18 protein-coding genes are annotated in these 22,155 nt (G+C 58.7%); 6 read left to right on the top strand and 12 right to left on the bottom strand.

Annotated features, from left to right (window positions below; translation table 11 throughout):
- Nucleotides 1-56: 56 nt before the first annotated feature.
- Together ilvN and ACR0IM_RS00840 are read left to right on the top strand one after the other, a co-directional pair.
- A complete protein-coding gene (gene ilvN, locus ACR0IM_RS00845) occupies nt 57-617 on the top strand; it encodes an acetolactate synthase small subunit (RefSeq protein WP_480593532.1) in 561 nt (186 codons plus the stop codon).
- Between the two features lie 279 nt (nt 618-896).
- Entirely contained in the window at nt 897-1,649 is a 753-nt protein-coding gene (locus ACR0IM_RS00840) for a helix-turn-helix domain-containing protein (protein ID WP_480593529.1), read from the top strand.
- Between the two features lies 1 nt (nt 1,650).
- Here the strand turns inward: ACR0IM_RS00840 and ACR0IM_RS00835 are convergent, their stop codons facing one another.
- The 7 genes from ACR0IM_RS00835 to ACR0IM_RS00805 form a co-directional block, all read right to left on the bottom strand.
- Nucleotides 1,651-2,433, bottom strand: coding sequence for a DUF2189 domain-containing protein (locus ACR0IM_RS00835; RefSeq protein ID WP_480640184.1), 783 nt, complete (start codon nt 2,431-2,433; stop codon nt 1,651-1,653).
- A gap of 30 nt (nt 2,434-2,463) precedes the next feature.
- On the bottom strand, nt 2,464-3,858 hold the full coding sequence (locus ACR0IM_RS00830; RefSeq protein ID WP_480680550.1) for an amidase: 1,395 nt from the start codon (nt 3,856-3,858) through the stop codon (nt 2,464-2,466).
- 105 nt (nt 3,859-3,963) lie between these two features.
- A complete protein-coding gene (locus ACR0IM_RS00825) occupies nt 3,964-4,638 on the bottom strand; it encodes a M50 family metallopeptidase (protein WP_480680549.1) in 675 nt (224 codons plus the stop codon).
- A 24-nt stretch (nt 4,639-4,662) separates the two neighbouring features.
- Nucleotides 4,663-5,790 (bottom strand): peptide chain release factor 2, encoded by a 1,128-nt coding sequence (gene prfB / locus ACR0IM_RS00820; RefSeq protein ID WP_480680548.1) that lies wholly within the window; start codon nt 5,788-5,790, stop codon nt 4,663-4,665.
- Between the two features lie 90 nt (nt 5,791-5,880).
- On the bottom strand, nt 5,881-8,367 hold the full coding sequence (locus tag ACR0IM_RS00815) for a penicillin-binding protein 1A (protein ID WP_480640181.1): 2,487 nt from the start codon (nt 8,365-8,367) through the stop codon (nt 5,881-5,883).
- A gap of 95 nt (nt 8,368-8,462) precedes the next feature.
- Nucleotides 8,463-9,683 (bottom strand): N-acetylmuramoyl-L-alanine amidase, encoded by a 1,221-nt coding sequence (locus ACR0IM_RS00810; protein WP_480640180.1) that lies wholly within the window; start codon nt 9,681-9,683, stop codon nt 8,463-8,465.
- A 66-nt stretch (nt 9,684-9,749) separates the two neighbouring features.
- Nucleotides 9,750-10,913: a pyridoxal phosphate-dependent aminotransferase gene (locus ACR0IM_RS00805; protein WP_480593514.1), complete on the bottom strand. Its 1,164-nt coding sequence runs from the start codon at nt 10,911-10,913 to the stop codon at nt 9,750-9,752.
- On the opposite strand from ACR0IM_RS00805, the gene ACR0IM_RS00800 reads away from it, so the two are divergent.
- Together ACR0IM_RS00800 and ACR0IM_RS00795 are read left to right on the top strand one after the other, a co-directional pair.
- Nucleotides 10,912-12,294, top strand: coding sequence for a M48 family metalloprotease (locus tag ACR0IM_RS00800; protein ID WP_480593512.1), 1,383 nt, complete (start codon nt 10,912-10,914; stop codon nt 12,292-12,294). The two genes, ACR0IM_RS00805 and ACR0IM_RS00800, sit on opposite strands and share 2 nt — an antisense overlap.
- Nucleotides 12,291-13,049 (top strand): DsbA family protein, encoded by a 759-nt coding sequence (locus ACR0IM_RS00795; RefSeq protein WP_480593510.1) that lies wholly within the window; start codon nt 12,291-12,293, stop codon nt 13,047-13,049. Before ACR0IM_RS00800 ends, ACR0IM_RS00795 begins: the two co-directional genes overlap by 4 nt.
- A gap of 35 nt (nt 13,050-13,084) precedes the next feature.
- Here ACR0IM_RS00795 and ACR0IM_RS00790 read toward each other — a convergent pair whose 3' ends face one another.
- Entirely contained in the window at nt 13,085-13,915 is an 831-nt protein-coding gene (locus tag ACR0IM_RS00790) for a hypothetical protein (RefSeq protein ID WP_480680547.1), read from the bottom strand.
- A gap of 240 nt (nt 13,916-14,155) precedes the next feature.
- Between ACR0IM_RS00790 and ACR0IM_RS00785 the strand changes: the two genes are divergently transcribed.
- Nucleotides 14,156-15,055: an FkbM family methyltransferase gene (locus tag ACR0IM_RS00785; RefSeq protein ID WP_480593506.1), complete on the top strand. Its 900-nt coding sequence runs from the start codon at nt 14,156-14,158 to the stop codon at nt 15,053-15,055.
- A 157-nt stretch (nt 15,056-15,212) separates the two neighbouring features.
- Here the strand turns inward: ACR0IM_RS00785 and ispG are convergent, their stop codons facing one another.
- From ispG to hemA, 3 genes are all read right to left on the bottom strand, one after another.
- The gene (gene ispG / locus ACR0IM_RS00780) at nt 15,213-16,334 is read right to left on the bottom strand and encodes a flavodoxin-dependent (E)-4-hydroxy-3-methylbut-2-enyl-diphosphate synthase (RefSeq protein WP_480680546.1); all 1,122 of its coding nucleotides are present in this window, start codon (nt 16,332-16,334) and stop codon (nt 15,213-15,215) included.
- 70 nt (nt 16,335-16,404) lie between these two features.
- Entirely contained in the window at nt 16,405-17,613 is a 1,209-nt protein-coding gene (locus tag ACR0IM_RS00775) for a helix-turn-helix domain-containing protein (protein ID WP_480680545.1), read from the bottom strand.
- Nucleotides 17,614-17,741: 128 nt separating this feature from the next.
- Entirely contained in the window at nt 17,742-18,965 is a 1,224-nt protein-coding gene (hemA, locus tag ACR0IM_RS00770) for a 5-aminolevulinate synthase (RefSeq protein ID WP_480593499.1), read from the bottom strand.
- 323 nt (nt 18,966-19,288) lie between these two features.
- On the opposite strand from hemA, the gene ACR0IM_RS00765 reads away from it, so the two are divergent.
- Nucleotides 19,289-20,674: a M20/M25/M40 family metallo-hydrolase gene (locus ACR0IM_RS00765; protein ID WP_480680544.1), complete on the top strand. Its 1,386-nt coding sequence runs from the start codon at nt 19,289-19,291 to the stop codon at nt 20,672-20,674.
- A 55-nt stretch (nt 20,675-20,729) separates the two neighbouring features.
- On the opposite strand, the gene lpdA is transcribed toward ACR0IM_RS00765, so the two are convergent.
- Nucleotides 20,730-22,124, bottom strand: a complete 1,395-nt coding sequence (gene lpdA / locus ACR0IM_RS00760) for a dihydrolipoyl dehydrogenase (RefSeq protein ID WP_480680543.1) — start codon at nt 22,122-22,124, stop codon at nt 20,730-20,732.
- Nucleotides 22,125-22,155 lie beyond the last annotated feature (31 nt).

The raw sequence follows: 22,155 nt of genomic DNA, 5'->3' as shown, positions 1-22,155 counted from the left end.
AATTTTGTCGGGCGTCCCGCGCGCCCGACACCACATGGATGATGAAAGGGACATAAATGTCTGCCCTACATATCAAAAAAGGCTCCACCCGCCACTCGGCCTATAATCTACGGCCCACCTTCTCGGATGTTCAGGAACGCCATACGATTGCGGTTTTAGTCGAAAACGAACCCGGTGTTCTGGCCCGTGTGATCGGCCTGTTCTCGGGCCGTGGCTATAACATTGAAAGCCTGACCGTGGCCGAGGTGGACCACACCGGTCACCTCAGCCGTATCACCATCGTCACCACCGGCACACCGCAGGTGATCGAACAGATCAAGGCCCAGTTGGGCCGTATCGTGACAGTCCACGACGTGCATGACCTGACCGTTGAAGGAGACTCGGTCGAGCGTGAGCTGGCGATCATCAAAGTTGTCGGCGCCGGCGACAAACGGGTCGAGGCACTGCGGCTGGCCGATATCTTCCGCGCTAACGTGGTCGATAGCACACTGAACTCCTTTATCTTTGAAATCACCGGAGCACCGGACAAAATAGACGCATTTGCCGATCTGATGCGCCCGTTGGGCCTGGTCGAAGTTGCCCGCACCGGCGTCGCAGCCCTGCTGCGCGGCGAGTGAGTATTGCCCCCACCCTGTCGGCGCGTCCGGCAAGGGTGGGGAATTCGGTTCGTCGACCGAATTTGGCCACCGTGAACGTGCCAGGTGCAATAAAGCCAAAAAGATCACGCAAAATAAAATAAAGCCTATTGCGTTTATAGCATTGAACGTTAGCCTCTGGATAAGACGAGGCGTTGGGATGCGCCCGTTCGTGTCATCTGTACGATTTCTACGTAGTATCGCCCTGTCGGTCGATCACCTTGCGTATATCGAAACAAGTCGCGAGAACCTGGGACGCCTATGACCAATTCCATCCGTAACCCGGACGAGCTGCGCCGTATGTTCGGTGCGAACCTCAGGCTTCTTGCACAACAGTACACGTCGGTATCCGAACTTTGCCGACAACTCGGGATTAACCGCACGCAATTCAACAGATACTTGGGTGGCGAAAGCTTTCCCCGCCCCGATGTGCTGGACCGTATCTGCCGTTTTTTCGAAGTCGACGCCCGTATTCTGCTGCGGCCACTGGACGAGATTGACCACGCGCCCAAGCACCCGGCAGCCTCGGCCTTGACCGATTTCCTGGGCTCTGGCCCGACGACGCTGACCGAAAGCCTGTTCCCGGCCGGGTTTTATTATGCCACCGAAACCGAGTTGGACGAAACCCAGCCTTCGCGGCACAGGCTGTTTCACGCGCGCCGACTGCCGCAATGTACGCTTGTGCGAGGATACGAGCCACGTCCCGGAATGCCCGGAGCCGCCCCGAACGACCGCGAGGTTCAGGGGATCGCCGCCTGCGCCGGGCGGCAGATCTATATCCTGATGTCCAGCCGAGCGTCGCAGAATAGCCGGATTTATCTGGTGACGCGCGGGTCGGACGGAAACTCAAACCGGTGGCGCGGCGTAGCGATCTGCCTGTCGAAAACCACTGCCAGCGCCACAACGACCCGACGGATTCTTCTGCGCCATCTGGGTGAAAACCCCTCGGCGATACTGGCGGCGGCGCGCACCGCACGCCGCTCGGAAAGGCCTGTTCAGCAGGTCGTCGGATAATTCATCCCGCACCCTGATCGGACGACTGAGTGATTAACCGATACAGGTGCCAGCTTGCGTGACCCAACAGCGGCAACACGATCAACAGCCCCAAAAACCACGGTATCATCGCCACAAACGTCAGGATCGCGATGAACGCAGCCCAGACCAGCATCACACCCAGATGGTCCCGCACATAGGCGAAGCTGGCGATCATGGCGGTCACGAAATCCAGTTCCCGGTCCAACAGCATCGGGATCGAAAGCACCGTGATCATATACAGGATCGTCGCAAACACCGCGCCCACGGCGGTTCCCACAGCCAGCATCGTCAGCCCGTTGGCGGTGAAGTACACTTCCAATGAAGTCGAGACATTGGTCATCGTCGACAGTCCCATGAACAGGGCAAAGATCATATGGCCCAGAAAGAACCAGAACAGAAACATCACCACGATGATCGCGCAGATCGAGGGCAATTGACGCCGCCCCTGCTGTATGACAACGCCGAAAATGGCGCTGAAATCCAAAGTCTCCCCCTGCTCCAGCCGATGCGACACTTCATACAGCCCGACCGCAGCGAATGGTCCCAGCAGGGGAAACCCGATCGCCGCAAGCACCAGCCAGTACGAGGTACCTGTCTGCACCGTAACCCAGGCGATCGCCCATCCCGCCAGCACGTAGAAAGCGGCGAACAACAAGCCAAAAACCGGCGCGCGCCGGAAATCGACCCAAGCCCTGTGCAACGCTTCGCGCAGCATTCCCATGTCCACCGGCCCCATGTCCGGAACGCCGAAGGGTTTGTCCATTATGTCTCTCCTCCCTTGCCGGCCCTGAAATCAGGCCGGTCGTTTTTGCGGCCACCCGGTTGCGGCGTGATAGGCCGCACCGATTGACAGGATATGTGGGTCCGATCCATGCGGGCCAAAGACCTGCATCCCCATCGGCAGCGCCTCGGCCCCGAAGCCAACGGGCACTGACAGGCATGGCAAGCCGATCAGACTGACCGGTACCATGACCTCCATCCATCGATGATAGGTATCCATCTCTGTCCCGGCGATATCCGTCGGGTAAGGCGTTTCAATCTCGAACGGCCAGACCTGCGCTGACGGCAGGACCAGCGCGTCGTAGTTTTGAAACAGTTCCACCGCAATTCGGAACCACTCTGATCGTGTGACGCTGGCCTCGTGCACCTGCATCGCAGTCAGGGCCAGCCCCCGGTCCAGTTCCCACAGCGCGGTGTCTTTCAACGCCGCTCGTTGTTCCGACAACTCTGCAAGGCTGGCGGCCACGCTCCACGCGCGCAACGTGATCCAACTGTCCCAAATCCGGTCGGCCGCAAAAGGCGCAGCAATCGGAACAACCTCGGCCCCAAGTTGCGCAAACACATCCAGCGCGTCCCGGCATAACTCGCGAATGCCGTCCTGAAAAGGATAGACCCCACTCCAATCATCCAGCCAACCGATCCGCAGCCCGTGCATATCGGCAGCCTGAACCGGCGACACTGTTTGGCTTTTGTTCCCATTAGGCTGCCGCGAATCTGGCCCCGAGATCACATCTAGCAACAGGCCCAAATCCTCGGGGCTGCGCGCCATGGGGCCAAGCGTGGACAGTTGATGCAGATACCCGTCGCCCACAGGTTCGGACGGCACCCGCCCCCAGCTTGGCCGAAACCCGTAGACATTGTTCCATGCGGCCGGATTACGCAGACTGCCCATCATATCTGACCCGTCCGCCAAGGCGACCATCCCGGTCGCCAGCGCAACAGCCGCACCGCCTGACGACCCACCACAGGTCCGCGCCGAGTTATAGGAGTTGCGCGTTGCCCCATAGACCGGGTTGAAGGTATGAGACCCCAGCCCGAACTCCGGCACATTGGTCTTGCCAATCAGGATCGCCCCCGCCGCCCGCATCCGAGCGGCAATCAGGTCATCGTTCTGCGGCACATGATCCTTAAAAACGGGCGAACCCTGAGAGGACACGATCCCCGCAACATTGACCAGATCCTTGACCGCAATCGGCAACCCATGCAGCGGCCCCCGGTTTGGCCCGGTATCCAATGCACGTGCCTCGGCCAGCAAATCATCTGGATCGCGCAAGGCCACAATGGCATTTGCCGACCCGTTGACCGCGTCGATCCGCGCCAAAGTCCGCTGCATCACTTCTACTGCTGACAACCGCCCTGCGGCGATCGCGTTCAACAAGTCGATTGCAGTCGTTTGGCTCAGATCCATTCCCGGCTCGTGCCTCCTCGGGGATCAGCCTAGCCGGGGCACTTCTCTATTTAAACCCACTGTTTGAATACATCTTTTGGCAAAGTCGGCTGGTGATCGGCAGGGCTACTGGCCAAATCTCAAGTTGCTGTCGGGCCCAAGGAAATATTTCATGCACAGAACGATCGACAAGAGGCTGAGGATAAGCCACACACCACCCCACAGCATGGTGGTGCCACCGAATTCCTCGGCCAACATATACGCGTCCGAACGTATGCCCGAGCGGCGGATCGTGTCGTCAAAAATATCATAGGGAACATAGATCATGCTGGTCAGTCCGATGATCCGGAGAAACAGGTCACATAGAGGACGACTCAGATACCAGCCCATGGCGCACATCCCAACACCAACAACACCACAGAACAGCATCGCAAATGGCTCGCGGACGTAAAGTAGGGTCACCAACAGCATGACCCCGCCGAAACCGCCCAGCACGGCCCTGTCCCAATGCGTGCGCAGCGCAATGAACAAGAGCCCCATGCCAAGTGCCAATGATCCGAGATAGCCCGCCGACAGGGTCAGAAAGCGATTGCCACCTCGGGCCATCACAAGCCCACCCTGTCGCGGAGAAATGGTGAAGCTTTCCACCGATCCGCCGGTTACGACAACCACGATTGCGTGCGAAAGCTCGTGCAGGAAAACGACAAGAATCTTCAGCGGAAGCACGACCGGAGTATGCCAGAGCGCAAACACCAACGTGACAATCACGATCAGTTGCCAGTGGCCTTTGATCATGCTCATCACTTGTATCCCGCAGGTCTGCAGTTAGCCTTCGCCCCGCGCCTCGGACCGGCTTTTGCCTGCCACGTTCAACGCCAGCGTTGCCGCCATAAACCCATCCAGATCACCGTCCAGTACCCCTTTGGTGTCCGAGGTTTCATGGTTGGTGCGCAAGTCCTTGACCATCTGATAGGGCTGTAACACGTAAGACCGGATCTGATTTCCCCAGCCCGCATCGCCCTTGGCCTCATGCGCCGCGTTGATGTCGGCGTTGCGACGGTCCAGCTCCTGCTGATACAAACGCGATTTCAGCGCTTTCATCGCGATATCCCGGTTCTGGTGCTGCGATTTTTCGGACGAGGTAACGACAATCCCGGTCGGGATGTGGGTGATCCGTACCGCCGAATCCGTGGTATTCACGTGTTGACCGCCCGCACCGGACGAACGATAGGTATCGATGCGAATATCGGACGGGTTGACCTCGATCTCGATATTGTCGTCGACCACAGGATAGACCCAGACCGAACTGAACGAGGTGTGCCGCTTAGCCGCCGAGTCATAGGGCGAGATACGCACCAGCCGGTGCACACCGCTTTCGGACTTCAACCAACCATAGGCGTTATGGCCGGAAATCTTGTAGGCCGCGGATTTGATCCCCGCCTCTTCGCCTGCGGTCTCAGATTGCAGCTCGACCGTATAGCCCTTTTTCTCGGCCCAACGCACATACATCCGCGCCAGCATTGAGGCCCAGTCGCAGCTTTCGGTACCGCCTGCGCCCGAGTTGATTTCAAGGAAGGTGTCATTGCCATCTGCCTCGCCATCCAGCAGCGCCTCAAGCTCTTTCTTGGCGGCCTTCGCCCCCAGTTTTTTGATGGCGTCCTCGGCGTCGTTGACGACCTCTTGGTCCTCTTCCATCTCACCCAGTTCGATCAGTTCAATATTGTCGCTTAGATCGGTCTTGATCGACTCATAGGTCTCAATCGCATCCACCAGCATCTGACGCTCGCGCATCAGTTTTTGTGCGTTCTCGGGATTGTCCCACAGGTTGGGATCCTCGACACGCGCATTGAATTCCTCAAGGCGATGAGGCGCGGTTTCATAGTCCATACGCTGCGCCAGCAGCTCCAGTGACTTTTCGATTTCCGCCACGGTATTCTGGGTTTCGGCGCGCATGGTCTTGTTCCAACTAGCTCAATCAGGCCTGCGTGATAGCAAGAGGTTCAGGCCACCACAAGACAGCGGTGACCCTAAACACTTCTGTTGTCAGTAAAGGCCGCCGGTTGAAAGATCGCCCTGGCTTGCATTGGGCCCAACCGTGACGGTGTTACCGGTCGACGTGGTGACCTGACGGCCCGAACTGGCTTCCTCGAACAGCGGCAGGTCTGATCCCATGGCGAAACCACCGTCATACACTCGGTCGATAAAGCCATCGACGCCATCGCGGAAGTATTCGGCCACGACATAGTCGCCGGTCGCATCCGCAGGTAGGCGTGCGCCGCTGAAGCGGTCGATCTTGATGAAATGTCCACCCTCGGGCACTTCAAACGGGCCGCCCCCGTATTTCTCAACCGCTTTTTCCATAAAGCTCTGGAACACCGGGCCGCACATGGTGCCACCGTAGGCCCCCTGACCCATCGGGCGTGGACGGTCATAACCGATATAGCAGCCCGCCACGATGTTCGAGGTAAACCCGATGAACCACGCATCCTTGGATTCGTTGGTCGTTCCGGTCTTACCCGCGGTCGGCACCGGCAGATTGACGACACGGGATGCCGTACCGCGATCCACCACACCCTTCATCATCGAGGTCAGCTGATAAGCAGTAATCGCGTCCATGACCTGAGAGCGGTTGGTCTCGATAGTCGGGGATTCATCAGGTTCCAGCCAAGCCGAGTTGCAATCCAGACACTGGCGGTCGTCGTGACGGTAGATCGTCTTGCCGAACCGGTCCTGAATACGATCAACAAGAGTGGGTTCGACCCGTTCCCCACCATTTGCGAACATCGCATAGGCAGCGACCATTTTGTACAGCGTGGTTTCTTCGGATCCCAGCGAGTTGGCAAGGAAAGCACCCATGCGGTCGTAAACACCGAACCGTTCCGCGTACCCCGCCACAACCGGCATCGTGACCTCTTGCGCCAGACGAATGGTCATCAGGTTCCGCGATTGCTCGATCCCCGTGCGCAACGGCGTCGGACCGTAGAATTTGTTCGACGAGTTCTTGGGGCGCCACAAGCCCTGCGGTGTATTCACCTCGATCGGGGCGTCCACAACGATGGTCGCAGGGCTATAGCCGCTGTCCAGCGCGGCGGCGTAGACGAAAGGCTTAAAGCTCGACCCTGGCTGTCGCTGTGCCTGCGTGGCGCGGTTGAACACCGAATCCTGATAGGAAAATCCACCCTGCATCGCCAGAACACGGCCCGAGTTCACGTCCATCGCGACAAAGCCGCCCTGCACTTCGGGCACCTGACGAGCGGACCACTGCCCCTCTTCCCCGGCCATTACCAGAATGACGTCGCCGCGTTTGAAGTTGGCAGAAAAGTCGCCCTGCATCCATTTGATGTCGGACCGCGGAATGACACCATCCGCCGGGCCGTTTTCAATGCCCACGGTCAGCGACTGTTCGGCCACGTTCAGAACCACTGCCGGGTACCATTGCGCCGGCAACACCACGTCGCGGGGGATTTCCATGATTGCCAGCGCGTCGCGCCATTGGGCTTCGTCGGCCAATTTCGCCTCGGGGATCACTTCGCCCGTACCGCGCCACTTGCCGCGCGACCGGTCGTATTTCTGTAGGGCGGTGCGCAGGGCCTTGGCGGCCTCGACCTGCATTTCCTCATCGACCGAGGCGCGGACGGTGAAGCCGCCGGTAAAGAACTCACCCTCACCGAAATCCTCGCTCAGTTGGCGGCGGATTTCGTCAGTGAAATAATCGCGCGGCGGCAGCGCGGTGCGGAAGCTTTCGAAGTCGCCGTTCTGTACCGAACGCAGCGGCATCTCAACCTCGGCGTCATAGGTCGCCTGATCGATAAAGCCGTTCTGCCGCATTTCCCGTAAAACATAGTTGCGGCGATTCAGCAGGCGTTCTTTTTGCCGCACCGGATGGTAGTCCGAAGGTGCCTTGGGCATCGCGGCCAGGGTCGCGGCCTCATGCGGGGCCAATTCCTGCAGCGTTTTGTTGAAATAGGTCTGGGCAGCGGCGGTCACGCCATAAGAGTTCTGGCCCAGAAAAATCTCGTTCATATAGAGTTCGAGGATCTGTTCCTTGTCCAGCGTATCCTCAAGCCGCGTGGCGAGGATAATCTCTTTGATCTTGCGCTCGGCGCGGCGGTCACCGGACAGCAGGAAGTTCTTCATCACCTGCTGGGTAATCGTGGACGCACCGCGAACGTTTTCCCCCTTGGACTTCACGGCCTCGACCCCTGCGGCGATGATACCCCGCGGGTCATAGCCCTGATGGCTATAGAAGTTCTTGTCCTCGGCCGAGATGAATGCCTGTTTCACCAGATCGGGTATTTCCTCGGACGGCGTGAACAGACGGCGTTCCTGCGCAAACTCGTCGATCAGCTGTCCTTCACCAGAGTAAATCCGGCTGATCGTCGGCGGCTTGTACTGCGCCAGCGATTCATGGCTGGGCAGGTCACGGCCATACATCCAGAACACCGCGCCGATTACCAACGCGGCCATGAAGATACCCAAGGTGACGAGGCTGAAGATCGCCCCGAAAACGGAAAGAATGAAACGGATCACGTTGCTGCCTTTTACTCGCGCTGCCGCCTATATAGGGATGCCCCGGCGCAGGGTCAAAACACGATGGCCAATATTAGCCGGTTTGTGCCGCAGGGTCACTGGCCAATCAGGGACCGTTTGACCAGATCATCCTGCCGCCATCGCTCCAACCCGTTCAGGATACCAAGTGCCATACCTTTGCGCCATTCGGGATTTTGGATGTTTTTCAAGTCTCTGGGGCTGGACAGAAATCCAAGCTCGATCAGAACAGACGGAATATCTGCGGCCTTGAGAACCGAAAATGACGCCGAGCGGATCGGGCGGCTGTTCATGGGCCCGCCCTGCTGCGCCATTCCATCTGCCAGCGACAGCGCCAAGGCGTCCGTGCGCGGTTTTGTTTCCTGCCGTGCGATGTCAAGCAGGATGTCCGTCACCTGATCGTCCGCGCCGTTCAAATCAACACCCGAGATCAGATCGCTCCGGTCATGGCGCTCGGCCAGTTTTTGGCTCGCCACGTCCGAGGCTTCCTCGGACAATGTGTACACCGCGGCCCCATGCGCGCGCCCTTCCAAAAGGATATCTGCGTGCAGAGAAATGAACACATCTGCTTGCGCCCGATGCGCCAGTGAGATGCGGCGTTCCAGACTGACAAAATGGTCATCAACTCGGGTCAATACCACCTGATAACTCCCTGCCCGCAATAGCGTTTCTCGCAGTTCGCGCGCGAAAGTCAGCATCAGGGTTTTCTCATTGGTGCCCCCGGCTTCAGCCCCCGGATCAATCCCGCCATGACCGGGGTCCAGCATTACCAGTAAGGGGCCCGTACCGTCGCGACCGGGTCTCGCCGGTGTCACCGCAGGTTCCGGCAGGTCCCAGCCCGGTTGACGCGGCGCACCGGCACCGGCGGCGAAACTGTCGAAATCGGTGCCGCGCAGGTTCAACGACAAATGCGCCCTCCCCGTGACCTCATCCACCCTCAGATCTGAGGTATCGACGGCCAACGGCGCACCAAGCTCCAACACCATGCGCGACCAGCCCGGAACATAGGCCCCGAACCGCACGCCGCTGATCCGGTCGGTCCGCAAGAAGGTTTCGGCGTCCAGCCCGGTCCAGTCGACCTCCTGAAAATCCAGCACCATGCGGTAAGGATCGCGCAAGGTGAAGACCCGGTACGGCACCCCCTGGCTGAGCCCAAGCTCAACCCGAACGCCCGCGCGGCCGTCATCAGTGATGCGGCTTTGATCCGGCACGACGCGCGCAAGTGCATTGAAGTCCTGCGCATACGCAGTACTGATCAGCGCCCAGATCAGCGTGATGGCGTAGAAAATCCTGCTCATAGCCTCAAGTTATCCCGAGATCGTTTGACCGCCAGCCTACCTGACCCGTGCGGTTTTGTGAACGCCCTAGGCCTGCTCGGTGATCGCACCACGTTCGGCCATGAAACGACGCAACCTCAGCAGGCCTTCCTCGATATCTTCCGACGACCGCGCATAGGAAAACCGCAACGTGTGGTGCCCGCGCGCCGGGTCGAAATCCAGACCCGGCGTAACGGCAACCCCGGCCTTGTCCAGAATCTCGGCTGCAAAGGCGCGGCTATCATCGGTCAGCTCGGAAACATCCGCGTAGACATAGAAGGCCCCATCCGGCGGTGCGATGTTCGTGAAACCGGCCTTGGGCAACCCGTCCAGCATCAGCGCGCGATTGCGGCGGTAGACATCCAGATTAGCCTTCAACTCACTTTCGCAATCCATCGCGGCCAGTGCGGCCAACTGACTGGCGTGCGGAGCACAGATGAACATGTTCTGGGCGATGCGCTCGACAACACGCACCTGATCCTCGGGCACGACCATCCAACCCACGCGCCAGCCGGTCATCGAAAAATACTTGGAGAATGAGTTGATCACATAGCAATCATCCGCCAACTCCAGCGCCGTGACGGCTTTAGCCTCATATTCCAGACCGTGGTAGATTTCATCGCTGATGAAAGAGGCTCCCTGCCGCTGCGCCGCTTCGATCAGCGCACCCATCGCCGCATGATCCAACATCGTTCCAGTCGGGTTGGCGGGCGATGCCACCATCAGACCCTGCAGATCGAGCCCGGCGAAATCCGCAGGCACCGGCTGCAGACGGTTTTCCGGCGCGGTCGGCAGATCGACCGGCACCAGACCCAACGCCTTGAGAATCTGCCGGTAAGACGGATAACCCGGCGCACCGATTCCCACACGATCCCCGCTGTCGAACAGCGCCGTAAAGGTCAGCAAGAACCCACCCGACGACCCAGGCGTGATTACCACGCGTTCGGGATTCAGATCGACATTGTACCACTCGCCGTACAACCGTGCGATCCGTTGCCGCAGCGCAGGCAGGCCCAATGCAACAGTATAGCCCAGCGGGGCTTGATCCATGGCCTTGGCAAGGGCTGCGGTTGCCCCTTTGGGTGCACCGGTGCCGGGTTGTCCGACCTCCATATGGATGATGTGGCGCCCGGCCTCTTCGGCTTTGCGTGCGGCCTCCATCACATCCATCACGATGAAGGGATCGACCCCGGATCGGGTTGAGTTTCTCATGCCCATCTCCCATGTTGCAGCCATGGCTTTTGAACGCTTATCCAGGCTGGCGTCAATCCCGGCCCTGTTGCTGGTTGCAGCGACATGGATGGCAAGCGCTGTGCCATCGACCGCGCAAAGTCTGATCCGAGACCCAGATATCGAACACGGGCTACGTGAACTGGCCTTTCCTGTTCTGCGGGCCGCCGGGCTGAACACCAACCGGGTCCGGATACTGGTGGTCAATGACAGCACGTTTAACGCCTTCGTGATCGACTACGGTGCAATCTACGTTAACTACGGATTGATTCTGACTGTCGAAAGCCCCGAGATGCTGCAGGCCGTCATCGCACACGAGGCCGCCCATATCGCGAATGGGCATCTGGCCCGAAGGGTAGAAAACCTGCGCGCGGCTCAGCGAAATGCAGGATTGGGCACCGCGCTTGCGCTGATAGCCGCCGCCGCTGGTGGCGGCGAAGCCGCGGCAGGCATTGCGGCAGGAACCCAAAGCGCCGCGTTGCGCGGCTTTCTGGGGCATACGCGGGCCGAAGAATCCTCGGCGGACCAGAGCGCCGCCAGCTATCTCAGATGGGCCGGTATCTCGCCCAGCGGCATGGTGGCCCTGCACCGCAAGTTCGCTGGTCAGGAATTGCTGAGCACAATCAATCAGGACCCCTATATGCGGTCTCACCCCACCAGCCGGGAACGCCTGCGCGCTGCCGAGGCGTTTATGGAACAATTCGAGGACAGGGCACAGCCAGACCCGAATGCCGATTACTGGTTCGCCCGTGTCAAAGGCAAATTGTCCGCGTTCCTGCGGTCGCCGGGCTGGACCCTGCGACGCGCAAAGGAAGAAAGCGCAGAGGATATCCGCCTGATGCGTGAGGCTGCAGCCCATCACCAAAACCGCGATCTGGCAAAGGCGCGCGCGGCGATAGACGCCGCGCTGGCCGTTCGTCCGAACGATCCGTTCTATTATGAACTCAAAGGCCAGATTCTGCTGGAAAACCGGCAGGTACAAGAGGCGGTTGCTGCCTATGGCGAGGCGGTTGAAATGGCCCCGTACGACGCCTTGATTCTGGCCGGTTACGGCCGGGCCATGTTGGCGCAGGGTCAGACGAAGAGCGCCCTGCAAGTACTTGAAAAAGCAAGGCAGAGAGACTATCGAAATGCCCGTCTGATGCAGGACCTCGGGGTCGCATATGCGAAGGTCGGGAACAATGGCATGGCCTCGGCCGTGACCGCAGAACGATATGCCTTGCAGGGCCGGATGGCCGACGCGGGCATCCATGCAAAACGCGCCGTCAGGCAATTGCCCGAAGGATCACCGGGTTGGCAACGGGCACAGGATGTGCTGATTGCCTCGGAACGCGCAACGAAAGCAAAAAGGAAACGGAAATGATCCTCAGACATGCAGCACCCGCCCTTCTGGGGCTTTCCATGATAACCGGGCCGGCACAGGCGCTGGACCTGAATGCACTCAGCGAGGCTGAAAAGGCCGAGTTCGGCAAACAGGTGCGCGAGTACCTTCTGGAGAATCCCGAAGTGATCATTGAGGCGATCGATATCCTCGAGCAGCGCAATGCAGTTGCCGAGGCCGCAGCAGACAAGGAATTGGTTCAGGCCAATGCTGACGAATTGTTCAATGACGGGTACAGCTGGGTTGGTGGCAATCCGGACGGCGACATCACCCTTGTCGAGTTCATGGATTATCGCTGCGGTTACTGCCGCCGGGCCGTGCCCGAAGTAGCCAGCCTGCTGGCAGAAGACGGCAATATCCGCTTGGTAATTAAAGAGCTTCCGATTCTAGGCGAAGCTTCGGTCATGTCCTCGCGCTTTGCTGTCGCCACGAAACAAGTTGCTGGCGACGATGCTTATAAACAGGTCCACGATGCGCTGCTGGAATTCAGCGGAGAACCGACCGAGGTCACCTTGCGCCGTATTTCAGACGGCCTTGGGCTGGACAGTGACGCGATCATCGCGGCAATGAACAGCGACGAGGTGACCGAGGAAATCGCACAGACCCGCGCTCTGGCGCAGCGGATGAATATCTCTGGCACGCCGTCCTTTGTGCTGGGTACCGAAATGCTGCGCGGCTTTCTTCCCGCCGCACAAATGCAGCAGATCGCCGATGGTGTGCGCGCGGATCAGAGCTGATGGGCTTGGGGCGGTCTGACCGCCCCCTTCCCTTCTTACAGCCCGGACATCTGTTCGGCTCTGAGAACGTATTCGTCGTCGCGACGCCCAAAGCTGTCATCCAGCCATAGTCGAAAACCCATGATCGGCGCCGACAGGTCATAGCTGCGGCTGGACACCAGTTGCGTTCCCTTTGATGTTTTGTTGAACGTTCTCTCAAGCACCCCGCTCGTGCCGTTTGCGCCCGCCTTGGAACTGAGCGACTCGAAACGGCCGCGAAAACGCATGTCAGGTTCGCAGATCTCGATCCTCGTCATTTCCTGTATCCGGCAGTGATCATCGAATTGCTCGGTCTCTATAAAGCTGACGCCGGGTTCAACCCAGGCCATCGACACCGTGTTTTGCCGGCCGTAAGTGTCTACTGTGTCGGGCGTGACCACCAAAAAAGGCCGCAGCTCCTTTGGGCTGAGCCCCGTTTTAACTTTGCTGGAAAACGTCCTTCTTGTTGCAGGCAGATACCGATCAAGCCAACCACCGGCGTAAACGGCGAACTCCAGATACAGGAACAGGATCGACAGGACCGTGATCACGTTCTGAAGCGCAGCACCTTGGGAACTGGTGCCGTACAGCTTCATCCAACACACAAACGGAAGTGAATAAGCAACGGCTTCCGTGGTGTGTCGGATATTCGGAAACACCAACGCGATAACCATCAACACAGGCGTAATGATCGCTACGAAAGCTAGACCATATACCGGTTGAAACGGGATGCCGAACAGAATCCGGTCGTCATTCATGCCCAGGACAAGCCCAGCGATGAACGACATGAATGCAATGGCAATCAGCCTGCGTCTCTCTCGGTAAAGGCGACGTATCAATGAAATCATAAACACTCCAATCAACTATAACGTGTTGTGAAAGGCAATTGAGGCACAAGTCTGACCAGCACACTGCTGGCTCGTCCCGAGATTCAGACATTCCCCGCAGGTACAGAATTCAGCAATAATCAGCGCGTTTTCCGACCGCCGCCTCCTGCCTAGGTTCAAGTTCACAACTTTTGTATTGATCGCTTCCTTGGTCTCGGGCATTGAACCAGCGAAGTATTTGATCCAAAGCCAGAGGCACGCATGAGCAATAACAGAAAATCAGGTTTGTCCCGAGCAGCGGCCAAAGTGCGTGAGGCTGGCCGTACTCTTCGCGGAAAAAACCAGACCTCTCGTAAAACCGCGCCCCTGAGCAAAGTACCCCAAGCCGAAACGGCCGCTGAAACGCCGTTTCCCGCCGCGGATCAGGGCATCATCGTCGATATCGGCATGAATGACGGGACGGATACGTTCTACTATCGCAAAAGGGGTTTCCACGTCATTGCCGTTGAGGCCATTCCCGATCTTTGCGCTGCCGTGTCGGAGAAATTTGAAGAGCTTGGCGTCGATGGCGTCGACATCAGAAACTTCGCGGTCACCGACGGCAGCACGGACGAGGTCACGTTCTATGTGAACAAATTCAACACGGCCTGGAGTTCCGTCGACGAAGAGATCGGAAGCCGGGCGGAAGGGTCCGAAAAGATCGTCGTTCCGGCGGTTGACCTTTCGAACGAACTTCGGGACGTTTCGAAACAGATCCGCTACGCCAAGATCGACATCGAAGGCTTTGACAGCGTTGCCCTTTCGCAGCTCATGTCGCTGGAAAACCTGCCGCCTTATATCTCGGTTGAGAACGGAAGCTCGGAGATGCTCCAGACGCTCTACGAGCACGGGTACGACAAGTTCAAGTTTTCCAATCAAAAATATGTGGAGTTTCAATCCATCCCGGCAAACTCGCAGCATGGGCAAGTGTCCGATCACCAGTTCGCATCAGGCGCGTCCGGTCTGTTCGGTGAAGACCTTCCGGGGGATTGGATTTCGTATGAGGATGCAATGAAGGTTCAAAAGGGCCTGAACTTTGCATCGCAGAGTGCACCGGACAACCTGTTTGCGGTTATCATCGGCTGGTTCGACCTGCACGCAAAGCACTCATCCGCCAAATAGCAAGGAATTCAGCCCTGCCCTTTGGGCGGGTGCTGCAGTCCCAGAGGTGTTGCGAAGTCTTTGGCGCCCAAGAAAAGATGCGCGATCCGCGGGTGAAACGGATCCACATCCACTGCAGATTTCGCAGCGAAGATGTTCCCTCAGACGCGCCAAGCACCTATTCGGCCGCTTCCTGCGCTGCGTCCAGTTCTGCCGCTTTTCTCTCGACCTCTTCGACGATGTGATCGATCATCTGGTCGTTGGACATCTTGTGGCTCGCCTTGCCCGCCAGGTATACCATTCCCGACCCGGCCCCGCCGCCGGTAAAGCCGACATCGGTCATCAGAGCCTCACCCGGGCCGTTCACCACACAGCCGATGATGGAAAGGCTCATCGGCGTCTTGATGTGCTCAAGCCGTTGTTCAAGCGCCTCGACCGTCTTAATGACGTCGAATCCCTGCCGCGCGCAGGAGGGGCACGAGATGATGTTCACGCCGCGATGGCGCAAGCCCAGGGACTTCAGGATTTCATATCCGACCTTGACCTCTTCGACAGGATCGGCGGACAGGCTGACGCGGATCGTGTCGCCGATCCCCATCCACAGCAGGTTGCCCAAGCCGATGGACGATTTGATCGTACCTGACACCAGCCCTCCGGCCTCGGTGATGCCCAAATGGATGGGCGCGTCTGTGGCCTCGGCAATGCCCTGATAAGCGGCAGCCGACAGGAACACATCGCTGGCCTTCACGCTGATCTTGAAGTTGTGAAAGTCGTTGTCTTCCAGAATACGGATATGCTCCAACCCGCTTTCCACCATCGCTTCGGGGCACGGCTCACCGTATTTCTCAAGCAGGTGCTTTTCCAGAGAGCCCGCGTTCACGCCAATGCGGATCGAGCAGTTGTGGTCGCGTGCGGCCTTGATGACTTCTTTCACCCGCTTTTCTTCACCGATATTGCCCGGATTGATCCGCAGACAGGCGGCACCGGCTTCGGCAGCCTCGATCCCGCGTTTGTAGTGAAAATGGATGTCGGCCACGATCGGCACCGGGCTTTCGCGCACGATGTCCTTCAAGGCTTTCGACGATGCCTCATCCGGGACCGAGACCCGCACGATATCCGCACCTGCCTCAGCGGCTGCCTGCACCTGCGCCACGGTCGCCGCCACATCGGTTGTCAGCGTGTTGGTCATCGTCTGGACCGCGATCGGGGCATCGCCCCCAATGGCAACGTCACCGACCATGACCTGACGGGATTTGCGGCGATAAATATTGCGCCACGGGCGAACGTGATTGAGCGACATGGGGACGGGTCCAAGACAGCCTGAGTTGGGTTTTAAATAGTCCGCCTACCGGGGCATCGCAATGGCTAGATCACTCGGCGGTGTCTTCGGTGCCCTGCGCCTGAAACTCGGCTACCAGCTGCGTGATGGTGCTGTTTTGATCGGCCGGAAGATCCGCGACGGCATAGGTCTCGGCCACGGCATCCTTGGACAGGACCACGCCTTTGGCAACGGTCCCCGGCGCACCGGCCGGACCGAAATGTTCACCATTAATCGAGAAGAACACAGACCCCGACGCGCCCGCGCGCAGCAACGGCGGCTCTTCGGTCAGAGGCACTTCATACACACTGCCCTGTTCGACTGTGCCAAGGGTGCCCTCGAAAATCACACTGCCATCAGCGGCGGTGACCCGCATCCAGGCAGGATTGACCGCGACGATCTTGAGCGTTGTGTCAATCCGTTCGACCACCTGCGGCAAGGCCGGGCGTTCAACGGTATGAACCTCGGCCACTTCAACCTTGGGCAGTTCCTGCGGCTGGAACGCGCCAACTGTGCGCGGATCAAGCGTGGATATCGGCGCGTCGCGGGCGACCAGAACCGGAACGTCCAAAGCCTGAGGGCGATACAGACGGTCCAGCGCCTCGGCACTGGGGGTATCGGCAACTGCAACCTCGGTATTCACCGTACCAGCGGTATCCAACGGATCGAGATCAGACAGAACCACCGGGGCTTGTTCAACCGGGCTGACCTGTACCTGTTGGATCTTGTTCAAAACCGACCAGCCACCATAGCCAATGCCGCAGATAACGGCGATCAGAACCAGAGAAGAACCAATCGCCCGCGGTTCAATCTGACTGACAAGAGATTCCTTGCCCGGAACGAAAGGCGTGTTGGGTGAGATGAAGGGATCGCGCCCCATCGGCCCCCGCGCGGGCAGGCCACCCGAAGGTTTGCGGACAACAGACGCCTCAGCAGACATGCCATGCGCAACCTCGAACCCGCTCTCCTTGCAGAAGGCGGCGAAAGTTTCATCCGGGTTCATCCCCAAGTAACGGGCATAAGAACGCACATACCCGGCGATGAAGCCGGGTGTGTCAAACGCCTCTGGGTTCGAGTCTTCGATGGCAGCGATGTAGTTGGCTTTGATCCGCAATTCCCGCTGCACATCCAGAAGAGACTTGCCCATGGTGGCGCGTTCGCCGCGCATCATGTCGCCAAGCCGTACCTCGTAATCGTCATAGCCCTTCGGCCTGACGTCGGTATCACCTTCGGAATCGCGCTGAGATCTGCGCCCAATCATCCCTGCTGCCCCATTCTGCCTGCGCGTGTTTCGCGCCAACGGCGAATCATCCCATTAACGATTCGTCCGCTAGTTTTGTTAGCCTAAGCTTAACACGCGGCAAACACGATGCACACTTTAGCGTGAGGTTAACCAGCAAGTTCGGCGCGATTTAGCGCACAATGTGACCAAAGTTCGTCCATAGCCTGCACCAGACGGTTCATTTCGTCAGGCCCATGAACCGGTGACGGGGTAAACCGCAGACGCTCGGTTCCGCGGGGTACGGTTGGGAAATTGATGGGCTGCACGTAAATACCGAAGTCATCTAGCAACCGATCGCTGAGGATTTTGGTGTGCACAGGGTTACCCACGATCACAGGAACAATGTGGCTGCCGTGGTCGATCAGTGGCAGACCCAGTCCCTTGAGCCGCAGCTTGAGGATCTTCGCCTGTGTCTGGTGCTGCTCGCGCAGTTCTGGCGAGACCTTGAGGTGAGCAACCGAGGCCACCGCCCCTGCAGCGACCGCCGGCGGCAGCGAGGTGGTAAAGATGAAGCCCGGCGCATAAGAGCGCACGGCGTCACACATTTTCTCGCTGGCAGCGATATAGCCCCCCATCACGCCAAAGGCTTTGGCCAGGGTGCCGTTGATGATGTCGATACGCTGCGCCAGACCATCACGCTCGGTCACGCCACCACCGCGCGGGCCGTACATGCCAACAGCATGAACCTCATCGATGTAAGTCAGAGCACCGAATTCATCCGCCAGATCGCAAATCGCTTCGATCGGACCGAAATCGCCATCCATCGAGTAAACGGATTCAAACGCGATCAGCTTGGGCGCCTTGGGATCGTCTGCCTCAAGCAGCTCACGCAGATGCTCAACGTCATTGTGACGGAAGATACGCTTGGCACCACCGTTGCGGCGCACGCCTTCGATCATCGAGGCATGGTTCAGCGCGTCGGAATAAATGATCAGGCCGGGGAACAGTTTCGGCAGCGTGCTCAGCGTCGCGTCATTGGCGATATAGGCACTGGTGAACAGCAGCGCGGCCTCTTTGCCGTGCAGATCGGCCAGCTCGGCCTCAAGCTGTTTGTGGTAGACCGTGGTGCCCGAGATATTGCGTGTACCGCCCGACCCCGCACCGGCCGCATCAACAGCATCATGCATCGCGTTCAGTACAACCGGGTTCTGCCCCATGCCCAGATAATCATTGCCGCACCATACGGTGATGTTCTGCTGCGACCCGTCCGGGCGCGTCCGCACCGCGTGCGGGAAATGGCCATTCCGGCGTTCGATATCGATGAAAGTCCGGTAACGTCCTTCATCATGCAGCCTGGCAATCGCTGTATCGAGCTGAGCAGTATAGTCCACCGGTATCTCCTTACGTGCCCGACCAATGCCTTCACCGGCCGGACGTCCTTTCTGACGCGTTGACCAGACGAATCCAGATTTGCGCCGATGCGTTCCCTTGTGCCTATCACGTATAAACGACATTGGGATCACACATTTGATTTGCATCAAATATCCCCTCACGGTCGTTCCGACAAGTAAAGTTACGGCCATCAGACGCGAGGAAACGACGCAGCCCCACGTAAGTGTTTCCGATATTATACCGCATTCCCGACAATGCGCACTGGACGGCGCCGACGGCGCTGATAGGGTTCCGGCAAATCTCAAATAAGCAGGAGAACCCCATGTCGCTGGACGCCGTTCTGAATCGCATCGACACTGATCTGCAAACCTCGATCGACCGCCTGATGGAACTGCTGCGCATTCCGTCGATTTCCACCGACCCTGCCTATAACGCGCAGGTAGATCAGGCCGCCGACTGGTTGGTTGCCGACTTGCAAAGTATTGGCATCGTAGCCGAAAAGCGCCAGACATCCGGCCACCCGATGGTTGTTGGCCATGTCGGAGAAGACGGCAACACGCCACATGTCCTGTTCTACGGGCATTATGACGTACAGCCGGTTGACCCGCTGGAGCTGTGGAACCGCGATCCCTTCGACCCGGCTATCGAAGACACCGAAAACGGCCCGGTCATTCGGGGCCGCGGTTCTTCGGATGACAAAGGTCAGCTGATGACCTTTGTCGAAGCCTGCCGGGCGTGGAAAGCGGTGCACGGCACCCTGCCTTGCCGCATCACCTTTTTCTTCGAAGGCGAAGAGGAGTCGGGCTCTCCGTCCCTGGTGCCGTTCCTGCGTGAAAACGCGGCCGAGCTAAAAGCTGACCTGGCTCTGGTCTGCGATACCTCGATGGTGTCGCGTGGCGTGCCGTCGATTGCCTCGCAACTGCGCGGGATGCTCAAGGACGAATTCACTGTAATTGGTCCGCGGATCGACCTGCACTCGGGCCATTATGGCGGCCCCGGCCTGAACCCGCTGCGGGAACTGTCCAAGATTGTCGCCTCGTTCTATGACGACGAAACCGGGCGCGTGGCGGTCGAAGGCTTCTATGAAGGTGTTCACGAAGTGCCCGCCGACCAGCTGCGCCAATGGGAAAGCTGCGGTTTCAACGAGACCGAATACCTGAACTCGGTCGGATACTCCCAGCCACATGGCGAAAGAGGTTATTCGACGCTGGAACAGCAATGGGCCCGCCCGACGCTTGAGGTCAACGGCCTGTGGGGCGGATATAACGGCGCAGGCTCGAAGACCGTGATCCCGTCGCAGGCGCATTGCAAGATAACCTGCCGTCTGGTCGGTGACATGGACCCGGACGCCCTGCGCGACAAGGTCCGCAAACATGTTGAGAACCGCCTGTCGCCCGACGCAAAAGTCAAATGGGACAATGACTTGGAAGGGTCCCCTGCCTCGGTCATGAACCTCGATCGCCCCGAGTTCGAAGCCGCCCGTGGCGCGCTATCCGACGAATGGGGTCGTGAGGCCGTGTTCACCGGTATGGGCGGCTCGATCCCTGTCGTGGGCTATTTCAACACAGAACTCGGACTGGATTCGATGCTGGTCGGCTTTGCCAATGACGACGACGCCATCCACTCGCCAAACGAGAAATACGACGTGAAGAGCTTTCACAAAGGCATCCGGTCCTGGGCACGCATTCTGGAAGCTCTGACCCGCTAAAGAAAAAAGGCACCGCCGAAATGGCGGTGCCTCTGACACGGGCAGTTGCCCCTGATCACATATGGATAACCTTCCCATATGCGTCCAGAACGCTTTCATGCATCATTTCCGATAGTGTCGGGTGCGGGAAGACCGTATTCATCAGGTCTTCTTCCGTGGTCTCCAACTGTCGGCCAACGATATAACCCTGAATCAGTTCGGTCACTTCCGCGCCAATCATATGCGCACCCAGCAGTTCGCCCGTTTTGGCATCAAAGACCGTCTTGATCAGCCCTTCGGGCTCACCCAGCGCGATGGCCTTGCCGTTTCCGATGAACGGAAAACGGCCCACTTTGATGTCATAACCCAGTTCTTTGGCTTTCGCTTCGGTGTACCCAACCGACGCGACCTGCGGTTGGCAATAAGTGCAGCCTGCGATGCTTTCCGGTTTCACCGGATGCGCATGTTTGCCTGCGATCAATTCCGCCACCATGACACCTTCATGGCTTGCTTTGTGTGCCAGCCACGGCGCACCAGCGATGTCGCCGATGGCATACAGACCTTCAACGCCGGTACGGCAGAATTCATCTGTGACCACATGGGTGCGGTCGATTTTGACACCCAGAGCCTCAAGCCCCAGGTTTTCGACGTTGCCCACAATCCCGACGGCCGAGATCACGGTGTCAAAGTCGTGTTTCTCGACCTTCCCTTTTACCTCTATATGCGCGGTGACCTTGCCTTTGGCGCGGTCCAGTTGCTTGACCATCGCCTTTTCCATGATGGTCATGCCCTGCTTGGTAAACGCCTTCTTGGCCAAACCGCTGATCTCGGCGTCTTCGACCGGCAGCACGCGGTCCATGACCTCGACCACGGTCGTATCGGCGCCCAGCGTGTTGTAGAAGCTGGCGAATTCGATGCCGATCGCGCCCGAGCCGATGACCAGCAGTTTCTTGGGCATCCGCGGCGGTTGCAGCGCGTGCTTGTAGGTCCAGACCAGATCGCCATCCGCCTCTAGTCCCGGCAACTCGCGCGCCCGGGCACCAGTAGCCAGAACGATGTTCTTAGCGGTCAGCTCTTCGGTCCCCTTGTCGGTTTTGACCGAAACCTTTCCCTTGGCGGGGATTGTCGCCTCACCCATCACCACGGTGACTTTGTTTTTCTTCAGCAGATGACCGATACCACCTGAAAGCTGTGCCGCCACACCGCGCGAGCGCTTGACGACCGCGTCCAGATCGTAACCGATCTTGTCCGCCTTCAGGCCGAAATCCTTGGCGCGTTCCATCAGGTGGAATACTTCGGATGACCGCAGCAGCGCCTTTGTCGGGATGCAGCCCCAGTTCAGACAGATACCACCCAGATGCTCCCGCTCAACCACAGCTGTTTTCAGGCCCAGCTGTGCAGCCCTGATAGCCGCGACATAGCCGCCCGGACCGGCGCCGATTACGATCAGATCAAAAGATTGTGCAGCCATGGTTTCCTCTCGGCACAGGTCGAATGAAATT

Source organism: Ruegeria sp. BF6, from assembly GCF_056538665.1.
Note: the sequence above shows the minus strand (reverse complement) of the source record. Positions and strands in the feature narration are given on the sequence as shown.